Here is an 18,877-nt window from a genome sequence, read left to right on the forward strand (position 1 = left end):
GGGGCCAGCCGGCGTAAGAGGCCTGGATCTCGCACGCCGCGTCAGCGGTGCCCGCCGTCTCGCGTCCCGCGAGCCTCCTGTCCAGCCTTGAGACGATGATTCTGCCGATGATTGTCACGCAGATCACCCACCACGACCTCGACGGCTACGGCGCCTCGACGGTGGCCGCCGCCTTTGCGGACGTGTCGCGGGTGGTGCATGTCGCCCGCTATTCCGATGTCGGCCCGGTGGTGGAGGACGAACTGAAGCGCCTGCGCGGCGCGGTCGCCGCCGAGACGCTGCTGATGACCGATCTCGGGCTGGAGGAGCCGACCATCGCCTTCCTGCGCCGCTTCGCCGCGATGAACCGCGGCCGGGCGGAGGGGGCGCATCACCGCCTCGTGGTGCTCGACCACCACGCCTCCTCGATCGATCAGCTCAAGCGCCAGAACCTGGAGGTCGCGCCCGATCCGGAGCGCGCGGGGCTGCTGCGGGCTGACTTGAGCGATCCGGAGGTGTTCGTGCTCATCGACGAGGCGCATTGCGCCACGCGGATGACCCACGACCAGCGCGCCCTCTACGCGCCCGAGGCGAAGGTGCCCGGAGAGACGGCGGCGGCCGACCTCGCGGCGCTGATCGAGTCGGTCGAGGCGCTCGACCTGTGGAAGAAGGGCGAACCCGCCTTCGCCGGTGGTCTCGCCCTCGACGAGATGTTCTGGGACAGCGTCTCGACCCTGGTGCCGGCGAGCCACCCCTGGCACGACCGCTTCGTCTCCGATCTGCTGATGGCGGCGGCCGGCCTGCTGCGGGCAGGCGCCACCCCGGCGGAGCTGGAGCGCCGCTCGGGCGAGTTGCGTGCCCGCCTCGTCGATGGCCTCCTCGCCGACGAGACCGGCGACGATCCGACGCTGACCGCGCGCCAGCGCCTCGCCCGGGCGCTCGCCCGCTCGGACGCGCTGTTCCACCGCCTCTCGGACGGCACCCTGCTCTCCTTCGGCCTCGATTCCGGCACCTTCCAGCGGGTCTCCGATCAGGTGATGGAGGCGGGCCGGGCCAAGCGGGTCGTCAACGTGCAGCGGGCGGGCACGCTCTCGTTCCGCTCCATCGACGGCACGGCGCTCGACGGCGCCCGCGCCTTCCGCGGCGGCGGCCACCGCGACGCAGCCGGGGGCAAGCTGCCCCAGGGCAGCGCGCATTCCCGCGAGGACGCGGTCGCCCAGGTCGAGCCGGTGCTCAACCCCCCGCCCCCGGACCTGTCCGGCAGCCCGTTCGCCGCGTTGAAGAACTGGAAGGGCTGACCCGCCCCCTCGCGCGGTCGTAGGGCGCAGCGCCGCCGGACGGCCTTGCTCCGCTCGCTGTGACGGCGAAGACACCGAAGCTACCAAGTGGATGCCGTCTCATACCGCTTCGGCTGATTGCTTCGGATGTGTCTGCGTCTCCCCCTCGTTGGGGAGCGCAGTGAGGCGCCAGCCGACCGAGAACGCTCTCAGATCCCCAGGTTGAACGGCAGGTCGAACAGCGTCGAATGATCGACGTAGCTGACGCGCAGCGTGTGGTCGCGGGCGCCGTCGGGCAGGGTGTCGGCCTCGCGCAGGGTGCGGATCATGTCGCGGGCGGCGCGGAAGGCCATGCCGCAATCGGGGCAATCGCGCGTCTCCGTCCGGCCGACCGCCCGGCCGTTCCGGCACAGCTCGAAATGAAAGAGGGGCATCCGGCGGCCGATCTCCGAGCGGGTGTCGGAGCGGTCCCTGCAAGCCCCGCGCCGTGATGAAAGAGCAGGACAATTCCAGAGCGAGTCCGCGCATCCCGGCCACGCATCGGACAAGTCGACGTCCAACCATCTCGGTGTGTTCGCCCGCCGAAGATTGTTTCCAAGATGAGGTCGGGAATAATCGGCATAATCGTAATACATATTGGCATATTGATGGAAATATAAGAATAATACTGCCTGATTCCTGCGAAATTATTGAACATCGATTTTCGAGCGAGGTTCTGCCCGTACCTTCAGTACGGAGAGTCAGATGCGAATTTCGACGATCATTGCGGCAACGACGCTGTTCGCGGCGCTCACAGGGCCAACTCTTGCGCAGGGCACTTCGGGTGGCGCGGCCGGCGGCACCTCCGCCACGCCGGAGAACAGCGCATCCCCCGCCCGGGAGGCCGACAAGATGAAGGCGGGCGACACGGCCGGTTCGGCGCCCAATTCCTCCAATCCCGGCACCAGTGCCGGGTCCGACGGCAACAAGACCCAGGACTCGCGCACGACCAAGACCAAAGATCGCTGATGTTCTTCCGCCAACGTTGAAGAGGCGCCCGGATCCGGCGATCCGGGCGCTCGGATCGCTGCAATGAAAAACCCGCCGGCTTTCGCCGACGGGCTTTTGCAGGGGCCACACTCTCTCGCGCGATGGGAGCTGCCGCCTCGCCCTCGGACCGGCGGGGGAACTCGACCTGTCGCAGCGTTTAGGGAGCCACTATCCCTGCCGATCCTGGTTGGGTGGCGTGTCCTGATCCGCGTCGGCGGTGCGCGTAGGGGAGACGGTGATGCCGTGATGCTTCATGGCCAACCTCCTTGTCTCAGGACGGCGCCGCAGCGCCTGTGAAGAGAGGCTAGGACGGTTCGCGCACGGCGCGCAAGCCCTCTTTTTTCGCTTCGCCTCCCTCTTGTCGGCGGCGGCGACCGCCTCCACGGCTTTGACCCTCGCTCGCTCGATGCATCTACAAAATCGAGGTTCGCCTCACCAGAGTTGTACGCACCTGATGGAGGCCAAGCGGTATCATGCAGCAACCTTGCACAAAATCGTTGAGGTAGCTGTGGAGGGGCGTGGATTACGGGTAACAGCTCAGCTTATTTTTTGCGCCTTGCCATTGTTGGAGCAATTTGGCAAGGCATATAGCGAAGGGTTCCACTCCTAATCGTACGAGGGGGTGGAATCGTGTTTGCGCGTACCCGCAACCGTTTCGGCAGTGGCGTGTCAACTCGCCCCCAAGGCGAACCGCTAAACGCGAAGCTACGCATTATGAGCATGTTAAAAAAAATCATCAGTGTTTTTGCGTTGCCTCCATCTCCTCCCTCATCCACAAAAAGGGATAGGGAAGCGATTGCGCGAAGCGTTGTCGGGGCTCGTTCGCACGGCAACATTTTGCTGCAACAGGGGCGTTATTACACAAAGAAAGACATAGACGCCGAAAATGAGCGACTCAAGCGCACCAGCTTCGGCGCCTCTGACGAGTAGCGACCCGATCGAATTGGTCATTCACCTCAAAGCGGAATACATCAGGGCCGATGAGTTCTGTAAAGAGGTGCAAAATTTCAGGGATGAGGCCGGTATACCCGCTATAAATGAAATGCGGTATGTTGGCTATCACCTGCTGCACTCTATAGGGTCGTCTAATTCAGCCTGCGACGTCGAAGAACTGCGCAAAGCCATTAGACATGCTCAAAGAGCTACATATGAAGCGGCGGAGGCCGGCATTCAAATTGCTCTGCGGGAGATAGATTTATTCAAGAGCAACTATCAGTTGGTAACAATTGGGGATGTTGTTAAGGATTGGCAAGATATACTCGTAAAAAGGAAAGAAGCAGAAAGATCGCTCAATCAGCCTCGAGAGGTTGGTGATAATCGCGATTTAGATCATGAGCGACATAAATCATTTTTCAGAGACCTTTCCAGTACAGCAAATCGGCTTGATTTAGCTCGTGAAGAGCTGAACAAGAAAATGGCTGCCGAGCGTCGGCTGAAAATTAGATTCGTTGTGCCTATTTGTATTGCTATAACGGCAGTCTGTGTGACCATCATGGCCGCTTTAACTAGATAGATTTTTTCTGACTAATATATAAAACATTATTATTAAATTATGCTTGCCGAATTGAATCGCTGCTTAATGGCGGTCCTGGAAAATCAATCAACCTATAGGTGAAATATCAAAAAGACTGCATATCGCTGTCGTCCTATTTTTCTTTGCAAATTGCACTATCGCACTCTCGTATGTTGGGTGGCTTCCCTACAACTTCGAGCGGTAACCTGCAGAGCTTTAATACCATGGCCATTCAAGAGCGCCCTGTTCCTTGCGCCGGGCCACCCTGCACACGATCTGTCCGCATCGAGGGGAAACAGATTTTGCCGCCCGCACGGGCGCGAAGCGAAGGTGCGCGACTTGCCGATGTCCTCCTCCCCGCCGCCCCTCTCCGTCCTCGATCTCGCCTTCATCCCGGAGGGCGCCACGCCGGGGCGGGCGCTTGCCAACAGCGTCAGTCTCGCCCGGCACGCGGAGGGGCTCGGCTACCGCCGCTTCTGGCTCGCCGAGCATCACAACATGGTCGGCATCGCCAGCGCCGCCACGGCGGTGGTGATCGGCCACGTGGCGGCGGGCACCGACCGCATCCGGGTCGGCGCGGGCGGGATCATGCTGCCCAACCACGCGCCGCTGGTGATCGCCGAGCAGTTCGGCACGCTGGAATCGCTGTATCCGGGCCGGATCGATCTCGGGCTCGGCCGGGCGCCGGGCACCGATGGGCTGACGCTGCGCGCTCTGCGCCGCACGTACGAGTCGGCGGAGCGCTTTCCCCAGGACGTGCTCGAATTGCAGGCCCTGTTCGGCCCGGCGCGGGAGGGACAGTCGGTTCAGGCGGTGCCGGGCACCGGCCTCAAGGTGCCGCTGTGGATCCTCGGCTCGAGCCTGTTCGGGGCGGAGCTCGCCGGCACGCTCGGCTTGCCCTACGCCTTCGCCTCGCATTTCGCGCCCGATGCGCTGCTGCCGGCGCTCAAAGCCTACCGTGCCCGCTTCCAGCCCTCCGAGCAGTTGCAGCGGCCCTACGCCATGGTGGGCGTCAACGTCGTCGCGGCGCAGACCGATGCGGAGGCGCAGCGCCTGTTCACCACGGTGCAGCAGCAATTCACCCGGCTGGTGCGCGGCACCCGCGGCCTCCTGCCCCCGCCGATCGACGACATCGAGGCGTATTGGCACCCGGCCGAGAAGGCGCAGGCGTCGCGGATGCTGGCGCGCGCGCTGGTGGGCTCGCGCGAGACCGTCCGCGCCGGGCTGGAGGCGCTGGTGGCCGAGACCGGCGCCGACGAGGTCATGGTGGCCTCGGCCATCCACGACCACGAGGCGCGGCTCGCCTCCTACGCGATCCTTGCCGAGGCGCATGGCGCTCTGGCGGTGCAAGCCCCGCCCGCGCGCTCAGCGGCCTGAACGGGCCGCGGGCTTCCCGGCGGCGGGCGGCGGCAGAAGCTGCGAGATGTGGCGCAGGGCCGGCGGCGCCTCCGTCATCCCGGCCGGAAGGGCGCCCGCCTTCTCCGTCACCCGCGCGATGATGCTGCCCAGGGCGAAGCCGCCGAGGCCGAGAAGGATCGCGATGCCGGTGTGCTTGATCATGGCCGGTATCCAGGGCCGGGCCCGGCGGGCGTGGACAGCCTGATCGTGGCGGGGATTCCTTGACGGATCGTGCCGCCGATCCCGCGGATACCGACTTGTTCTTGAAAAACGTCGTTCGGCCGGTGGAAAGATCAGTGCGCGCCGCCGCTCTCGACGAACTTGAACAGGAACACGGCCGCGATCACCCACACCACAGGCTTCACCTCGCGGGCGCGCCCGGTCAGCGCCTTCAGGACCGCATAGGTGATGAAGCCGAAGGCGACGCCGTTGGCGATGGAATAGGTGAAGGGCATCAGGAGCGCGGTGACGCAGGCCGGGATCACTTCGGTGAGGTCGTCCCAATCGAGCGCGGTGAGATCGCGCAGCATCAGGCAGGCGACGTAGAACAGGGCCGGCGCGGTGGCGTAGGCCGGCACCGAGCCGGCGAGCGGCGCAAAGAACAGGCAGGCCAGGAACAGCACGGCCACGGTCGCGGCGGTGAGCCCGGTGCGCCCGCCCTCCTCCACCCCGGCGGCGCTCTCGAGATAGGCGGTGGTGCTCGACGTGCCGAGCAGCGAGCCGGCGAAGATCGCCGCGGAATCGGCCATCAGCGCCCGGTCGAGCGCGGCCGAGCGCCCCGTCTCCGGCAGGAGGCCGGCGCGGCCCGCCACCGCCATCAGCGTGCCGGTGGCGTCGAACAGTTCTACGAGGAACAGCACGAGGATGACGTTGAGGAGCCCCCCGGTGAGCGCGCCGGGGATGTCGAGGGCGAACAGCGTCGGGCCCAGCGAGGGGGGCGCCGAGACGATGCCCTGGAAGGCGTTGCCGGCGAAGACGAAGCTCAGACCCGTCACCGTCAGGATGGTAAGGAGCAGCGCCGCCTTGATCCGCCGCGCCGAGAGCACCGCCACCATCAGGAAGCCGAGGGCGGCCAGCACCGTGCCGGGCTGGCGCAGGTCGCCCAGCGTCACGAAGGTGGCGGGGTTGGCGGCCACCACGCCCGCGTTCTTGAGCGCGATGATCGCCAGGAACAGCCCGATGCCGACGGTGAGCGCGATGCGCATGGAGCGCGGGATGCCCGCGACGATGATCCCGCGCAGGCCCGTCAGCGTCACGGCGAGGAAGCAGAGGCCGGAGATGAATACCGCGCCGAGCGCCGCCTGCCATGTGTAGCCCATGCCCTGGACGACGACGTAGGCGAAGTAGGCGTTGAGCCCCATCCCCGGCGCCAGCGCCACCGGCCAGTTGGCGACGAACGCCATCACGAGGGAGCCCAGCGCGGCGATGAGGCATGTGGCGACGAACACCGAGCCCTTCGGCATTCCCGCATCGGCCAGGATGCTCGGATTGACGAAGACGATGTAGGCCATGGTGAGGAAGGTGGTCAGCCCCGCCAGCAGTTCGGTGCGGACCGTGGTGCCGTGCGCGCGGAGCTGGAACAGGCGCTCCAGCAGGTTCGGCGGCGCGGTGGACGTGTCCCGCTCGGTGTCCATTGCCTCACGGCCCCTTCCCGGATGATCGGTTCCGCACCGTCATCGCAAGGGTCCGCGAAGCAATCCAGTCACCGCAAGCGCGTCAGCCCGCCGTGTCCGTCTGAAGGCTCAGCGAACGGCCGTCATCCCGCCGCGGGAGGCCGGGCCCGACAGGGGCAGGCCGAAGCGGCCGACGCTGGGGCTGAGCGCGTTCGTGGTCCAGCGCGGATCGTGCGGGCGCGGGCGCTCGGAGGGCGGAAGCTGCTGGATGAGCTGCCGGTAGCGCGCCGACGCCTCGTCGTTCGGGAAGGTCTGCGCCATCGCGGTGGCGGCAGGTGTGATGCTGCCGAGGACGAGCGCGGCGAGGATCGAAAAACGGGTCATGGAGGGGGACTTACATTCCGGCCCAAGCCGGTCGGACGATGTTTGCAGGAACAGCGACTCCGACCTGGGCACCCGGATCACGATCCGCAATCCGGGTGCCGTCCGCGCGGGATGGGGCGAAAGGAATCAGGTTCGGCGCTGGGCCGCGCCCTCCCGCTCGTTCCAGCCGTCGATCACCTTGTCGAGTGTCAGCGGGTAGTCGCGGATGCGAAGACCCGTGGCGTTGTAGACGGCATTGGCCAGAGCCGCCCCGGCGCCGCAGATGCTGACCTCGCCGAGTCCCTTGCTCTTCAACGGGTTCGCCTTGTCGTCGAGTTCGGGCAGGAACACCGCGTCGATGGCCGGCACGTCGGCATGGGCCGGAACGTGGTACTCGGCCAGATCGTGGTTCACGAAGTAACCGTAGCGGGTGTCGGTCTCGGCAGCCTCCATGAGGGCGGCGCCGATGCCGAAGATCATGCCGCCGAGCGCCTGCGAGCGGGCGGTCTTCTGGTTGAGGATGCGCCCGCCGGTGAACACGCCGAGCATCCGCCGCAGGCGGATCTCGCCGGTGTCCATATCGACCCCGACCTCGGCGAAATGCGCGCCGAAGGAGTGCTGCGAGAACTTCTCCTTCATCGCTCCGGGCTTGATCTCGCCCTTAGCCTCGACGCCCTGCGCCCCGGCCAGATCCGTCAGCGCCTCCGATCGGTTGCCGGCCGTGACGCGCCCTTCCAAGAACACCGCACCCTCCGGGCTCATGCCGGCCGATTGCAGCAGCGCCTGGCGGAGGTTGTCGCAGGCGACGTAGAGCGCCGAGCCGGCCGAGCCCGCGCCGAACGAGCCGCCGGAGCCGGCCGCCTTGGGATAGGCGGTATCGCCGATCTCGACATGGATGCGCTCGACCGGCAGGCCCATCATCTCGCCCGCGATCTGCGCCAGGATGGTGTAGGTGCCGGTGCCGATATCGGTCATCGCCATCCGCACGGTCAGCGTGCCGTCGGGGTTGAGGCGCACCCCGGCCTGCGAGGGCATCAGCGGGTTGAGCCGCGAGGCCGCCGCCATGCCCATGCCGACGAGCCACTGCCCGTCCCGCGTCGTGCCCGTGGCGCCGCGCTTGTCCCAGCCGAAGCGCTGGGCACCCTCGCGCATGCAGGCGACGAGTTGGCGGGTGGAGAACGGCACCTTCTTCTCCGGATCCTGCTCCGGCTCGTTGCGGATGCGTAGCTCGATCGGGTCGACCTTCAGCTGCTCGGCCAACTCGTCCATGGCGCATTCGAAGGCGAGCTGGCCGACCGCCTCGCCCGGTGCCCGCATGGAGGAGGCGATGGGCACGTTCAGGTTGGCGAGCCGGTGCCGGGTCAGACGGTTCTGCGCCGCGTAGAGCGAGCGGGTGACCACGGCCGAGGTCTCGTAGAACGGATCCCCCGGCGCGGTGGCCGACCAGGATTCGTGGGCAATGGCAGTGAGCCGCCCGTTCTCGTCGGCGCCCAGGCGAATGCGCTGGATCGTGTCGCTACGGTGGGTCGCGACGTGGAATTCCTGCTGGCGGGTCAGGGCGACCTTCACCGGGCGCTTGAGGCTCTTCGAAGCCAGCGCGGACAGGATCGCCTCGGGCTGCGGCTGGAGCTTCGCGCCGAAGCCGCCGCCGACATAATGCGAGACGAGCCGCACATTCTCCGGCTTTAGCTTCAGGACCGAGGCGAGTGAGGTCTGGCCGCGGTTGAGCATCTGGTTGGCGGTGAACAAGGTTACGCGCTCGCCGTCCGGCCCTGCCTCCCACGAGGCGATGGTCGCGTGCGGCTCCATCTGCGCGTGGATCTGCACCGGCGTGGTGTATTCGACGTCGAGCTTCACCGGGGCGCCGGCGAAGGCGCCGTCGAAGTCGCCGAGCTTGGAGTCCGGTTGCGTCTGCGCCGGCTTCGGTTCGATCGCCGTAGGCCGGGCCGCCTTCAGCGAGGCCTCGGGCGTCTGCACATCGTACTCGGCCTTGACCAGCGCAGCCGCCGCGCGGGCCTGCTCGAAGCTCTGCGCCACCACGAAGGCGATGGGCTGGCCGTGGAAGCGGATCTCGGTGCCCTGCAATTGCGGGTAGACCTGTTCCTTCTTCTCACCCTGCTCCGGCACGTTCTCGTGGGTCATCACGAGGAGCACGCCCGGCGCGCGCTTGGCCGCGGAGACGTCGAGGCTGCGGATGCGGCCTTTGGCGATGCCGGCCTCGACGAGGAAGCCGTAGGCGGGGTTCTTCAGGTCGCGGGTCTCGTAGGCGTAGGGCGCAGCGCCCGTCACCTTGAGGCGCCCCTCGATGCGGTCGATGGGGCGGCCGACGAGCCCGTCCGGCTTACCGTCGAGGGGCGTCGCGCCGATCGGCTGGTTCATGTCCATGGCGGATTTCCTCAGGCTCGCAGGGCTTCGGCGACGGTGGCGCGCAGCGTCCGGCGGGTGAGCGGGATCTTGAAGTCGTTGGTGCCCTGGCCGCGGGCGCCTTCCAGCACCCGGTCGGCGGCAGCATCGGCCGAGCCGGTCTCGACCAGCGCAGCCTCCGCCGCTTCGACACGCCAGGGCTTGTGGGCCAGCCCACCGAAGGCGAGCTTGGCCAGCTTCGGCTTGTCGCCTTCGCCCTTGGCGATGATCGCGGCGACCGAGACCGTGGCGAAGGCATAGGACGCCCGGTCGCGGACCTTGCGGTAGAGGTGCACGCCCTCGACGGGTTTGGGGAGCGTCACGGCGGTGATGAGTTCGCCGGCCTTCAAGTCGGTCTCGATCTGCGGAGTGTCGCCGGGCAGGCGGTGGAAGTCTGCCATCGCGATGCTGCGCTTGGCGCCCTGCGGATCGACCGTCTCGACGGTGGCATCGAGGACGCGCATCGCCACGTTCATGTCGGAGGGGTTGGTGGCGATGCAGGCATCGCTCGCCCCCAGCACCGCCATGATCCGGTTGAACCCGCCGATGGCCGCACAGCCCGAGCCCGGCTCGCGCTTGTTGCAGGGCTTGGTCGTGTCATAGAAATAGTAGCAGCGGGTGCGCTGCAGCAGGTTGCCGGCGGTGGTCGCCTTGTTGCGCAACTGGCCCGAAGCACCCGCGAGCAGGGCCTTGCCCAGCACCGCGTAGTCCTTGCGCACCCGCGGATGCGCGGCGAGATCGGAATTGCGCACCAGCGCGCCGATGCGCAGGCCGCCCTCCTCCGTGTCGGTCACCTCGGCCAGCGGCAGGCGGTTGACGTCGATCAAAGTCGCGGGCGTCTCGATCTGGAGTTTCATCAGGTCGAGCAGGTTGGTGCCGCCGGCGATGAAGCGGGCGCCGGGCCGCTCGGCGGCGAGACGCGCGGCGTCCTGAACCGTGGCCGGGCGCTCATAGGCGAAAGCCTTCATGGGGTTCGCCTCCTCAGATCTTGGTGCTGGCGTCGCGGATCGCCGCGACGATGTTGGGATAGGCCGAGCAGCGGCAGATGTTGCCGCTCATCCGCTCGCGGATTTCCGCATCCGTGAGCGAGGCCTTCTGCGTCAGGTCGTCGGTGACGTGGCTCGGCCAGCCCGCCTCGATCTCCGAGAACATGCCGGCGGCCGAGCAGATCTGGCCCGGCGTGCAGTAGCCGCACTGGTAGCCGTCATGGTGCAGGAAGGCGGCCTGGAGCGGGTGCAGGGTGTCCCCGCCCGCCAGCCCCTCGATGGTGGTGACGGAATCGCCCTCGTGCATGACCGCGAGCGAGAGGCAGGAATTGATGCGCCGGCCGTTCACCAGCACCGTGCAGGCGCCGCACTGGCCGTGGTCGCAACCCTTCTTCGAGCCGTTGAGGTCGAGATGCTCGCGCAGCGCATCGAGCAGGGTCGTGCGGGTGTCGAGGGTGAGATTGTGCCGGGTGCCGTTGATCTCGAGCGAGACCGGCATGGTCTGCGGCTGCGGATCGACCGCCACCGGGGCCGCCTCCGCCCGGCCGCGCAGGGAAGCACCCAGTGTCGCCAGCGCGGCGCAGCTTCCCATCACCGTGCGGCGCGATGGATCGAAGCGTCGGTCTCTCGTCGAATGGTCCGTCATCAGGCCTGCCGTCCCGCGCATCCGGACCGGCCGCGTGTGGCGGCCAGTCTGGAATGGATCGAAATCTGACAGGCGGAACGCGACAGCGCTCAAGTTGATCCGAGGCGAGCCCGCGCCCCTATGGCGCAGCGGCGCGGTCTGCCCGGCGGATCGGAAGCCTCAGCTCCAGGCGTGGAGCGGCGGGTTCACCCCATTGAGAGCGTGGTTGCCGATGATCGCGTATTTCCAGCGCACGGGATCGTGAAGCGTATGGGTGCGGGCGTTGCGCCAGTGGCGGTCGAGGTTGTGCTCGGCGAGCGTCGAGCGGGTGCCGGAGAGTTCGAACAGGATGTTGGCGGCCGCGAGCGCGGTCTCGGTCGTCAGCACCTTGGCCTCGGCGACCGCGATCTGGGCCGCCGCCACGCTCTCGGCGGTCGGGTTGGTCAGCGCGGCGTCGATGGCTAGCCCGGCCCGGTCGAGCAGGGCTTCCGCCGCGTGCTGGCGGATCGTCAGGTCGCCGATGGTGCGGATGGTGTAGGGGTCGTCGGAGGCCCGCTCCGCCCCGCTGTCGATCCAGGGGCGCGCCTTCTCGCGCACGAAGTCGATGGTGTCGTCGAGCGCCTCGCGGCCGATCCCGGCATCGACGGCAGCCTGGATGATTTGGAAGATGGCGCCGTCCGCCCGCGGCGCCTCGTAGGCGCGGTAGCCCGGCACGAGGTGGCTTTTTTCCACCCGCACGTCCTCGATGATGACGGTGCCGCTGGCCGTCCCCCGCTGGCCGAAGGCCGACCAGTCGTCGATCACGGTGAGGCCGGGCTCATCGCGCTCGGCGATGGCGTACCAGGCGCGGCCCTCTCCATCGAGGGCGACGATCGGCACGAGATGGGCGAGGAGCGCGCCCGACGAGTAGAATTTCTGGCCGCGCACGATGACGTGGTCGCCGTGATCGGTGAAGCGGGTCTCGAACTCGGCGGCGCGCTTGGTGCCGCGCTCGGAGAAGGCGTTGCCGAAGCGGGTGCCCTTCAGGACTTCGGCGAAAAGTAGCGCCTGCTGCTCCGGATCGGAGACGGTGCGGACCGCCGCGACGATGCCGAGATGGTTCTGCGCGATCTGCGCGATCGAGGGGTCGGCCGAGGCGATGATCGCGATCACCTGCGCCAGCGTCTTATAGGAGACCTCCGGCCCGCCATGGGCCCGCGGCACGTTGATCGACCACAGGCCGCTCTGGGAAAAGGCGTCGAGCTCGGCGAGCGGCCGGGCATTGGTGCGGTCGCGCTCGGACGCGCCCTCGCGGAAAGCTTTCGCCAGCTCGTGAGCGATGCGGATCGCCTCGGCGTCGTCGCGGATGACGTGGGCCGGGGTCGCGGGGCGCGCGGGCCCCGGCACGCCCTGCGGCCGGCTGCCGGCCTCGGCCGTGGTGGGATTGACGGCGATGGTCATGGAGCGGTCTCCGTCGATGGAGGGAAGAATGGCTGGCTGCGTCCTGTCGGAAGCGCCCCCCTCCCCCCGCACGCGGGGAGAGGCCCGCAGGCACCTTGTCGTGCCTGCGGGAAGCGGAGGCGAAGCCGGAGCGGCGGTGAGGGGGCGGCTCCGGATGAGCCCTTCCGGCCAAGCCCCCTCACCCTCGGCTGCCGCCTTGCCGCGCCGACCACAGGGTCGTCGCGGCCCTCTCCCCGCTCGGGGAGAGGGAAAATGCGGCTGATGGCGTAAGGGTCAGGCCGCCTCGGCCCGGCGCTCGCGGGCGGCTTCCAGCGCGCGGACCCGCGGGATCACGTGCTCGCCGAAATACTGCACCTCCTCTTGGAAGTGCAGGAAGGCCAGCAGCGCGAGATCGACGCCGGCATCCTTGAGAGCGAGGATGCGCTCGGCGATCTGGTCGGGCGTGCCGATCAGGTTGGTCTTGAAGCCGTCGTTGTACTGGACGAGATCCTCGAAGCTCGACTTCGCCCAGTTGCCCTCGCCCTCGGGCGAAGCCTTGCCGGCGTTCTTCACCTCGTGACCGAAGGCCTTCACCGCGTCCGGGTCGGCGTTCTCGATGATCTCCTGAAGGACGGCGCGGGCCTCCTCCTCCGTCTCGCGGGCGATGACGAAGGCGTTGACGCCGACCTTCACGGAATGGCCGTTCGCCTGGGCCTTGGCCTGCAGATCCGCGACCTGCGCCCGCACGCCCTCCGGGGTGTTGCCGTTGGTGAAGTACCAATCGGAGACGCGGGCGGCCATGTCGCGGGCCGCGCGCGAGGAGCCGCCCTGGAAGATTTCCGGCAGGTTCGGCCCCGGCTTCGGCTTCAGGGTGTAGTCCGTGTAGCGGTAGAAATCGCCGCGGAAGCTGAAGGCGTCCTGCGTCCAGATCCCGCGCAGGGAGCGGATGAACTCCTCCGAGCGGCGGTAGCGCTCGTCGTGATCGAGCCAGGGCTCGCCGATCGCCCGGAACTCGCCGGAGAACCAGCCCGAGACGATGTTGACCGCGATCCGCCCCTCCGTGAGCTGGGAGATCGTGGCGATCTGCTTGGCGGCGAGCGTCGGGTTCCACGGGCCGGGCAGGATCGCGGCGATCACCGTCAGCCGCGTCGTGGCGGCGGCCAGCGCGTGGCTGAAGGCCACCGATTCGTGCTGGTACTCGGCGCCGTAGCCGGCGGTGAAGCGGATCTGGGTCAGCGCGTAATCGAAGCCCGCGGCTTCCGCGATCTGCGCGAGCTTGCGATTGTAATCCGCATCCCAGCTCGTGCGCTGCGCGATCTTGCTGATGACGAGGCCACCCGAGACGTTGGGCACCCAGTAGGCGAAGCGGATCGGCTCGGGCGAGGAGGATGCGTTGCGGACGGACATGGTGGCGCGGCGCTCGCTTTGAGAAGCGTTGATCTGGAACAGTTCGAGGCGATGACAGGTATTGCTGTCACGTCATCTCGTCGTGTTGGATCATTGCTGCGGAACAGCACGCCGTCAAAGGAATGATCGGGCGTATTTTCAGCTCATCGCGAAAGCTCGTTCTTCGCCGTACCGCATCCGGGCGAAGATCGTTGTCGTTGAATACGATCCACCATCGGGAGCACGCCGAAACGAAAAGAGCCGCCCCGTGTGGGGCGGCTCTCTGTCGATACCGGGTTCGTGGTGGACGGGCTTCAGTAGACGCCGCCGGCCTGGGCGGCGGCGCCCGCATCGGGCGGCACCGCGGCGGGAGCGGACGGGGCGACATAGGAGTCCGGCGGGGCGGTGCCGGGCTTGAACGCCTCCAGGATGGTGCCGCCGCCCTCGCCCGAGCCGGCGCGGGTGCCGGAGGAGGCGTTGACGCGGATCAGCTTGATTCCCGCCGGCACGCGGAACGGGGTCGGCGGCTTGTCCTTGAGCGCCACCTTGAGGAAGTCGAGGACGATGGGGGCGGCGAGCCCGCCGCCGGTCGCCCGGTCGCCGAGCGAGCGCGGCTTGTCGAAGCCGAGATACACGCCGACCGCGAGATCGGGGGAGAAGCCCACGAACCACGCGTCCTTGGCGTCGTTCGTCGTGCCGGTCTTGCCCGCGAGCGGCTTGCCGATCTGCTTGAGCAGGGTCGCGGTGCCGCGCTGGACCACGCCTTCCATGATCGAGACCATCTGGTAGGCGGTGAGCGGGTCGAGCACCTGCTCGGACTCGTCCACGAGCTTGGGCTCATCCTGGCCCGACCACTTCTCCGCATCGCAGCCGACGCATTTGCGGTTGTCGTGGCGGTAGATCGTCTCGCCGGTGCGGTCCTGGATGCGGTCGATCAGCGTCGGGCGGATGCGGCGCCCGCCATTGGCGAGCATCGAGTAGGCGGTGACCATGCGCATCACCGTGGTCTCGCCGGCACCCAGCGACATCGGCAGCACGGGCAGCAGGTCGTCGTAGACGCCGAAGCGGCGGGAATACTCGGCGATCAGCGGCATGCCGATATCCTTGGCCAGCCGCACCGTCATCAGGTTCTTCGAGTGCTCGATGCCGTAGCGCAGTGTATGCGGACCGCCGGACTTGCCGTCGTAGTTCGAGGGCGACCACGCCTCCTGGCCGGGGCCGGCCTCGATGGTGATCGGCGCATCCTGCACCACGGAGGACGGGGTGTAGCCGTTGTCGAGCGCCGCCGAGTAGACGATCGGCTTGAACGAGGAGCCGGGCTGGCGCATCGCCTGGGTCGCGCGGTTGAACTCGGATTCCTCGTAGGAGAAGCCGCCGACCATGGCGTGGACGCGGCCGGTATAGGGGTCCATCGCGACGATGGCGCCGGAGACTTCGGGCTTCTGGCGCAGGCGGTAGGTGCCCTTGGCCGGGTCGATCGCCTCGACATAGACCACGTCGCCGGGCTTGACCGCGGTGGCGACGGCGCGGCCGGTCCACTTCACGCCTTCCGCGGTGATCGCCCCGGTCTCGCGCTCCTTCGAGAGGGTGCCGCCGGCCTCGCGCTTGGGCTGAAGCCCGATCTGCGCCACGCCGCCATTGGTGTTCAGCACCACGGCGAGCCGCCAGGGGGCGATGTCGCCGAGCGCGGGCATCTCGGCCACCGCCTGGCCCCAGTCGCGGCCGGTGAGATCGACCTTATGCTCCGCCCCGCGCCAGCCGCGGCCCTGATCGTAGCGCACGAGGCCGTCGATGAACGCCTTGCGCGCCCAGGCCTGCATCTTCGGGTCGAGGGTGGCGCGCACCGACAGGCCGCCCTCGTAGAGCTTGCTCTGGCCGTAGCGCTCGGAGATCTCGCGGCGGACTTCCTCGGTGAAGTAGTTGGCGTTGGCCGCGTTCGGGAAGGCGACGCGCGGGTTGACGCCGAGCGACTGCTTCTTGGCCTCGGTACCCTCCTCGGCGGTGATGTAGCCGTTCTGGGCCATCAGGCCGATGATCTCGTTGCGCCGCGCCAACGCCTGCTGGGTGCGCCGGTAGGGGTGGTAGTTGTTCGGCCCCTTGGGCAGGGCGGCGAGATAGGCCGCCTCGTTGATCGTCAGCTCGTGGACGGATTTTCCGAAGTAATCCAGGGCCGCCGCCGCGACGCCGTGCAGGTTGCGGCCCGGAACGATGGTGCCGAGAAAGATCTCGTTGAGGTAGAGTTCGAGGATCTTGTCCTTCGAATAGGCCGACTCGATCCGCAGCGCGATCAGCGCTTCCTTGATCTTGCGGTCGTAGGTCTGCTCGGCCGAGAGCAGGAAGTTCTTGGCCACCTGCTGGGTGATGGTCGAGGCGCCCTGCTTTTTGCCGGACTGGGCGTTGGTGAGGATCGCGCGGACGATGCCCTCGGGGTCGATGCCGCCGTGCTTGTAGAAGTTCTTGTCCTCGGCCGAGAGGAAGGCGGCGACGACGATCTTGGGCATCGCCTGGATCGGCAGGTAGAGGCGCCGCTCGTGGGCGTATTCGGCCAGGAGCGAACCGTCCGCCGCGTGGACGCGGGTCATCACCGGCGGCTCGTAGTTGGCGAGCGCGGCGTGGTCGGGCAGGTCCTGGCTGTACTTCCAGTAGAAGAACGCGCCGGCCGCGGCGGCGAGGCAGAACACCACCGCGCCGGCCGAGAACAGGAAGGCGAAGAATCGCAGGATGAAACGCATCCGGGGTCCGTTCCGTCGCTCGTCCGCTGCGCGCCGATGAAGGCCGGGCGCGAGGGCCTGCCGCGGGCACTGGTGAGGCCCCGCGCGGCCGCGCTTCTTGCAAGCGGACGGGGGCTCGTCGAGCCCCGTATCGACACCGGTTCTATGGTGAAACTGGGGCGATGGCCGCCGAGCGCCGCGGCGCAACCGGGCCGGGATGCGAGAGGGTTGCCCGGCCGGAGAAGAACAGGTCAACGGCCTTGGCCATCGAACCCGTCACCCGCATGCGCCATTCCTCCGATTGCAGCTTCTCCAGATCGCTCTTGCTCGACAGGTAGCCGAGTTCGATCAGCACGGAGGGCACGTCGGGGGAGCGCAGCACCTTGAAGCCGGCCTCGCGGTGGGGCTTCGTGCTCATCTCCATCACCGGGGAGAGCTGGCCCATCAGCCGGCCGGCAAAGCCCGAGGAGAAGCCGCGGGTCTCGCGCAGGGTCAGTTCCTGGAGGATGTCGGCGACATCGGCCGGCGCCTCGCCGGATTCGGTGCCGGCGGCGGCGTCGGCCCGGTTCTCGCGCTCGGCGAGCCGGGCGGATTCGCCGTCGGTCGCCTTCTCCGAGCCCGTATAGATCGTGGCGCCCTTCACCTGCGGCGCGGCGGAGATCGAATCGGCGTGGATCGAGACGAACAGGTCGGCCTTGGCCTCGCGGGCGAGGCGCACCCGCTCGGCCAGCGGTACGAACACGTCGCGGTCGCGGGTCATCAAGAGGCGGTAGCGGCCGGAGGCTTCCAGGCGTTCGGCGAAGGATTGGGCGAAGCCGAAGACGATGTCCTTCTCGAACACCCCCGTGGCGGCGATGGCGCCGGGATCGGTGCCGCCGTGGCCGGCATCGATGACGATGAGCGGGCGCGTGTCGGCGGTCTCGCGCACCGGCGCGGCCTTGCCCGCGGCGGCCGGGCTCGGATCGCCCGCCACCGCCGCCTTGCGGAAGGTGTCGCGATCGACCTTGCGGAAGGGGATCGAGACCAGCACCGCGCCCTCGCGGGTCTTGACCGTCTCGATCGCCTCGACCACGGCGGGGCCGGCGAGATCGACGACGATGCGCGAGCGGCCCGGGGCGAACAGGCCGTAGCGGAACGAGGCGATGGCGCCGTCGCGCTTGCGGCCGCTCATCTTGCCCGGCTCCTGATCGAGCTGGAAGTTGACCTCGGGCAGGTCGATCACCGCCCGGTCCGGTCGCTCCATCACGAAGGCGCGGGCCTCGATCGCCTTCGACAGGGTGAGCGTGAGCCGGGTCGTGCCGTCCCGCGTCGCGGTTTCGGCGGCGATCGCCACCGCCGCGCCGCCGGCTTGCTGGCTGCCGGGGCCGTCCTGAGCCGGCGCAGGGCTGGCGGCCAGGATACCGACGGCCAGGACTAGGCCGCCCGCCAGCCCGATGGCGGCGATGGGGCGGACGAGTCCGGTGCGGGGCAGGCGAGTGCTGTGCGGCATCGGGCGGCCAAGCGGCATCGGGGGGTCCGGGGAAGCCTCCGATACGAGATACGGCCGAGATGGTTAACCGTTCCTCACTTCGCCCCCGCCGATCCCGGCGCCGCTGTTGTGCGAGGGCGACACTGTCTGGGGCCGCAGGCGGGGGCTGTAGATCGTTCGGCACAACAGGGCTGGCGGGGCGCCCTGTCCCACCCTCCCCCTCATCCTGAGGTGACGGCGCGCAGCGCCGGCTTCGACAGATCCTCCGGGGATTGCGCGTCCGGCTGGAGGATTTTTCGAGGCCGCTGGCGCGGCTCTCTCAGGATCGAGGGCGGCGGATGGGATGTCCCTAGTTGGCGCGGCTGTCGGGCGACGGAAAGGCGCCGGCGATGGCGCATCCGTGACGAAGTGCCGAGGCCCGTCATACGGAACCCTTGCAATTCTCCCGCGACACTCTGTAATGATACCGACCCCATTCCCGGGTTGGCGCTTCGGCGGCCCCCGGGCGCGCCCGGGGCATGTCGGCGCCCACCTCGCTCGAATCAGCAGCGTCAGTCGGCGCCTCCCGGCATCCGGGCGGGTGTCACGGCATTCGCGGCCTCCCGATCATTCCGGGGCGGTCGTGCCCATGAAATCTGTACGGGCCGCTCGCCGGCCCACCATCTTCGCGAGGCCGGATCAGGATGGGAGGACGCACAGCATCGGTT

General features: G+C 67.9%; 15 protein-coding genes. 4 read left to right on the plus strand and 11 right to left on the minus strand.

The features are described 5' to 3' along the window. Positions 1 to 107 precede the first annotated feature (107 nt). Complete coding sequence (locus tag MKK50_RS06835; RefSeq protein WP_499021298.1) at positions 108 to 1,277, plus strand: dimethylmenaquinone methyltransferase; 1,170 nt, start codon at positions 108 to 110, stop codon at positions 1,275 to 1,277. A gap of 188 nt (positions 1,278 to 1,465) precedes the next feature. On the opposite strand, the gene MKK50_RS06840 is transcribed toward MKK50_RS06835, so the two are convergent. Beyond that, complete coding sequence (locus tag MKK50_RS06840; protein ID WP_499021299.1) at positions 1,466 to 1,690, minus strand: hypothetical protein; 225 nt, start codon at positions 1,688 to 1,690, stop codon at positions 1,466 to 1,468. Between the two features lie 310 nt (positions 1,691 to 2,000). Here MKK50_RS06840 and MKK50_RS06845 point away from each other — a divergent pair, with 310 nt between their 5' ends. The 3 genes from MKK50_RS06845 (at position 2,001) to MKK50_RS06855 (ending at position 5,175) form a co-directional block, all read left to right on the plus strand. Next, entirely contained in the window at positions 2,001 to 2,264 is a 264-nt protein-coding gene (locus tag MKK50_RS06845; protein ID WP_499021300.1) for a hypothetical protein, read from the plus strand. 907 nt (positions 2,265 to 3,171) lie between these two features. After that, positions 3,172 to 3,798, plus strand: a complete 627-nt coding sequence (locus MKK50_RS06850) for a hypothetical protein (protein ID WP_499021301.1) — start codon at positions 3,172 to 3,174, stop codon at positions 3,796 to 3,798. Positions 3,799 to 4,143: 345 nt separating this feature from the next. Next, positions 4,144 to 5,175 carry an LLM class flavin-dependent oxidoreductase gene (locus tag MKK50_RS06855; RefSeq protein WP_499021302.1) on the plus strand — a complete coding sequence of 344 codons (1,032 nt, stop codon included), beginning with the start codon at positions 4,144 to 4,146 and terminating at the stop codon, positions 5,173 to 5,175. On the opposite strand, the gene MKK50_RS06860 is transcribed toward MKK50_RS06855, so the two are convergent. From MKK50_RS06860 to MKK50_RS06905, 10 genes are all read right to left on the minus strand, one after another. Next, entirely contained in the window at positions 5,164 to 5,358 is a 195-nt protein-coding gene (locus tag MKK50_RS06860; RefSeq protein WP_499021303.1) for a hypothetical protein, read from the minus strand. The two genes, MKK50_RS06855 and MKK50_RS06860, sit on opposite strands and share 12 nt — an antisense overlap. A gap of 131 nt (positions 5,359 to 5,489) precedes the next feature. Further along, the gene (locus tag MKK50_RS06865; RefSeq protein WP_499021304.1) at positions 5,490 to 6,830 is read right to left on the minus strand and encodes an NCS2 family permease; all 1,341 of its coding nucleotides are present in this window, start codon (positions 6,828 to 6,830) and stop codon (positions 5,490 to 5,492) included. Between the two features lie 108 nt (positions 6,831 to 6,938). Then, a complete protein-coding gene (locus MKK50_RS06870; protein WP_499021305.1) occupies positions 6,939 to 7,193 on the minus strand; it encodes a hypothetical protein in 255 nt (84 codons plus the stop codon). A 126-nt stretch (positions 7,194 to 7,319) separates the two neighbouring features. Continuing rightward, entirely contained in the window at positions 7,320 to 9,557 is a 2,238-nt protein-coding gene (locus tag MKK50_RS06875; RefSeq protein WP_499021307.1) for a molybdopterin cofactor-binding domain-containing protein, read from the minus strand. A gap of 11 nt (positions 9,558 to 9,568) precedes the next feature. Then, positions 9,569 to 10,543 carry an FAD binding domain-containing protein gene (locus tag MKK50_RS06880; RefSeq protein ID WP_499021309.1) on the minus strand — a complete coding sequence of 325 codons (975 nt, stop codon included), beginning with the start codon at positions 10,541 to 10,543 and terminating at the stop codon, positions 9,569 to 9,571. Between the two features lie 13 nt (positions 10,544 to 10,556). Beyond that, entirely contained in the window at positions 10,557 to 11,207 is a 651-nt protein-coding gene (gene paoA, locus MKK50_RS06885) for an aldehyde dehydrogenase iron-sulfur subunit PaoA (protein WP_499021310.1), read from the minus strand. 159 nt (positions 11,208 to 11,366) lie between these two features. Then, complete coding sequence (locus MKK50_RS06890; RefSeq protein WP_499021312.1) at positions 11,367 to 12,626, minus strand: SfnB family sulfur acquisition oxidoreductase; 1,260 nt, start codon at positions 12,624 to 12,626, stop codon at positions 11,367 to 11,369. Positions 12,627 to 12,899: 273 nt separating this feature from the next. Further along, positions 12,900 to 14,012: a dimethylsulfone monooxygenase SfnG gene (sfnG, locus tag MKK50_RS06895; RefSeq protein ID WP_499021313.1), complete on the minus strand. Its 1,113-nt coding sequence runs from the start codon at positions 14,010 to 14,012 to the stop codon at positions 12,900 to 12,902. A 293-nt stretch (positions 14,013 to 14,305) separates the two neighbouring features. Further along, complete coding sequence (locus MKK50_RS06900; protein WP_253370431.1) at positions 14,306 to 16,723, minus strand: penicillin-binding protein 1A; 2,418 nt, start codon at positions 16,721 to 16,723, stop codon at positions 14,306 to 14,308. A gap of 142 nt (positions 16,724 to 16,865) precedes the next feature. Further along, the gene (locus tag MKK50_RS06905) at positions 16,866 to 18,191 is read right to left on the minus strand and encodes an N-acetylmuramoyl-L-alanine amidase (RefSeq protein WP_499021591.1); all 1,326 of its coding nucleotides are present in this window, start codon (positions 18,189 to 18,191) and stop codon (positions 16,866 to 16,868) included. Positions 18,192 to 18,877: the final 686 nt, after the last annotated feature.

This window comes from Methylobacterium sp. J-043 (assembly GCF_022829505.1).
In the GTDB taxonomy this organism is placed as follows: domain Bacteria; phylum Pseudomonadota; class Alphaproteobacteria; order Rhizobiales; family Beijerinckiaceae; genus Methylobacterium; species Methylobacterium extorquens_A.

Coding starts and splice junctions, on each gene's coding strand:
- MKK50_RS06855 (WP_499021302.1), top strand. CDS start 4,144: ATGTCCTCCTCCCCGCCGCCCCTCTCCGTCCTCGATCTCGCCTTCATC.
- MKK50_RS06875 (WP_499021307.1), bottom strand. CDS start 9,557: ATGGACATGAACCAGCCGATCGGCGCGACGCCCCTCGACGGTAAGCCG.
- MKK50_RS06865 (WP_499021304.1), bottom strand. CDS start 6,830: ATGGACACCGAGCGGGACACGTCCACCGCGCCGCCGAACCTGCTGGAG.
- sfnG (WP_499021313.1), bottom strand. CDS start 14,012: ATGTCCGTCCGCAACGCATCCTCCTCGCCCGAGCCGATCCGCTTCGCC.
- paoA (WP_499021310.1), bottom strand. CDS start 11,207: ATGACGGACCATTCGACGAGAGACCGACGCTTCGATCCATCGCGCCGC.
- MKK50_RS06890 (WP_499021312.1), bottom strand. CDS start 12,626: ATGACCATCGCCGTCAATCCCACCACGGCCGAGGCCGGCAGCCGGCCG.
- MKK50_RS06860 (WP_499021303.1), bottom strand. CDS start 5,358: ATGATCAAGCACACCGGCATCGCGATCCTTCTCGGCCTCGGCGGCTTC.
- MKK50_RS06835 (WP_499021298.1), top strand. CDS start 108: ATGATTGTCACGCAGATCACCCACCACGACCTCGACGGCTACGGCGCC.
- MKK50_RS06840 (WP_499021299.1), bottom strand. CDS start 1,690: ATGCCCCTCTTTCATTTCGAGCTGTGCCGGAACGGCCGGGCGGTCGGC.
- MKK50_RS06845 (WP_499021300.1), top strand. CDS start 2,001: ATGCGAATTTCGACGATCATTGCGGCAACGACGCTGTTCGCGGCGCTC.
- MKK50_RS06905 (WP_499021591.1), bottom strand. CDS start 18,191: ATGCCGCACAGCACTCGCCTGCCCCGCACCGGACTCGTCCGCCCCATC.
- MKK50_RS06850 (WP_499021301.1), top strand. CDS start 3,172: ATGAGCGACTCAAGCGCACCAGCTTCGGCGCCTCTGACGAGTAGCGAC.
- MKK50_RS06900 (WP_253370431.1), bottom strand. CDS start 16,723: ATGCGTTTCATCCTGCGATTCTTCGCCTTCCTGTTCTCGGCCGGCGCG.
- MKK50_RS06880 (WP_499021309.1), bottom strand. CDS start 10,543: ATGAAGGCTTTCGCCTATGAGCGCCCGGCCACGGTTCAGGACGCCGCG.
- MKK50_RS06870 (WP_499021305.1), bottom strand. CDS start 7,193: ATGACCCGTTTTTCGATCCTCGCCGCGCTCGTCCTCGGCAGCATCACA.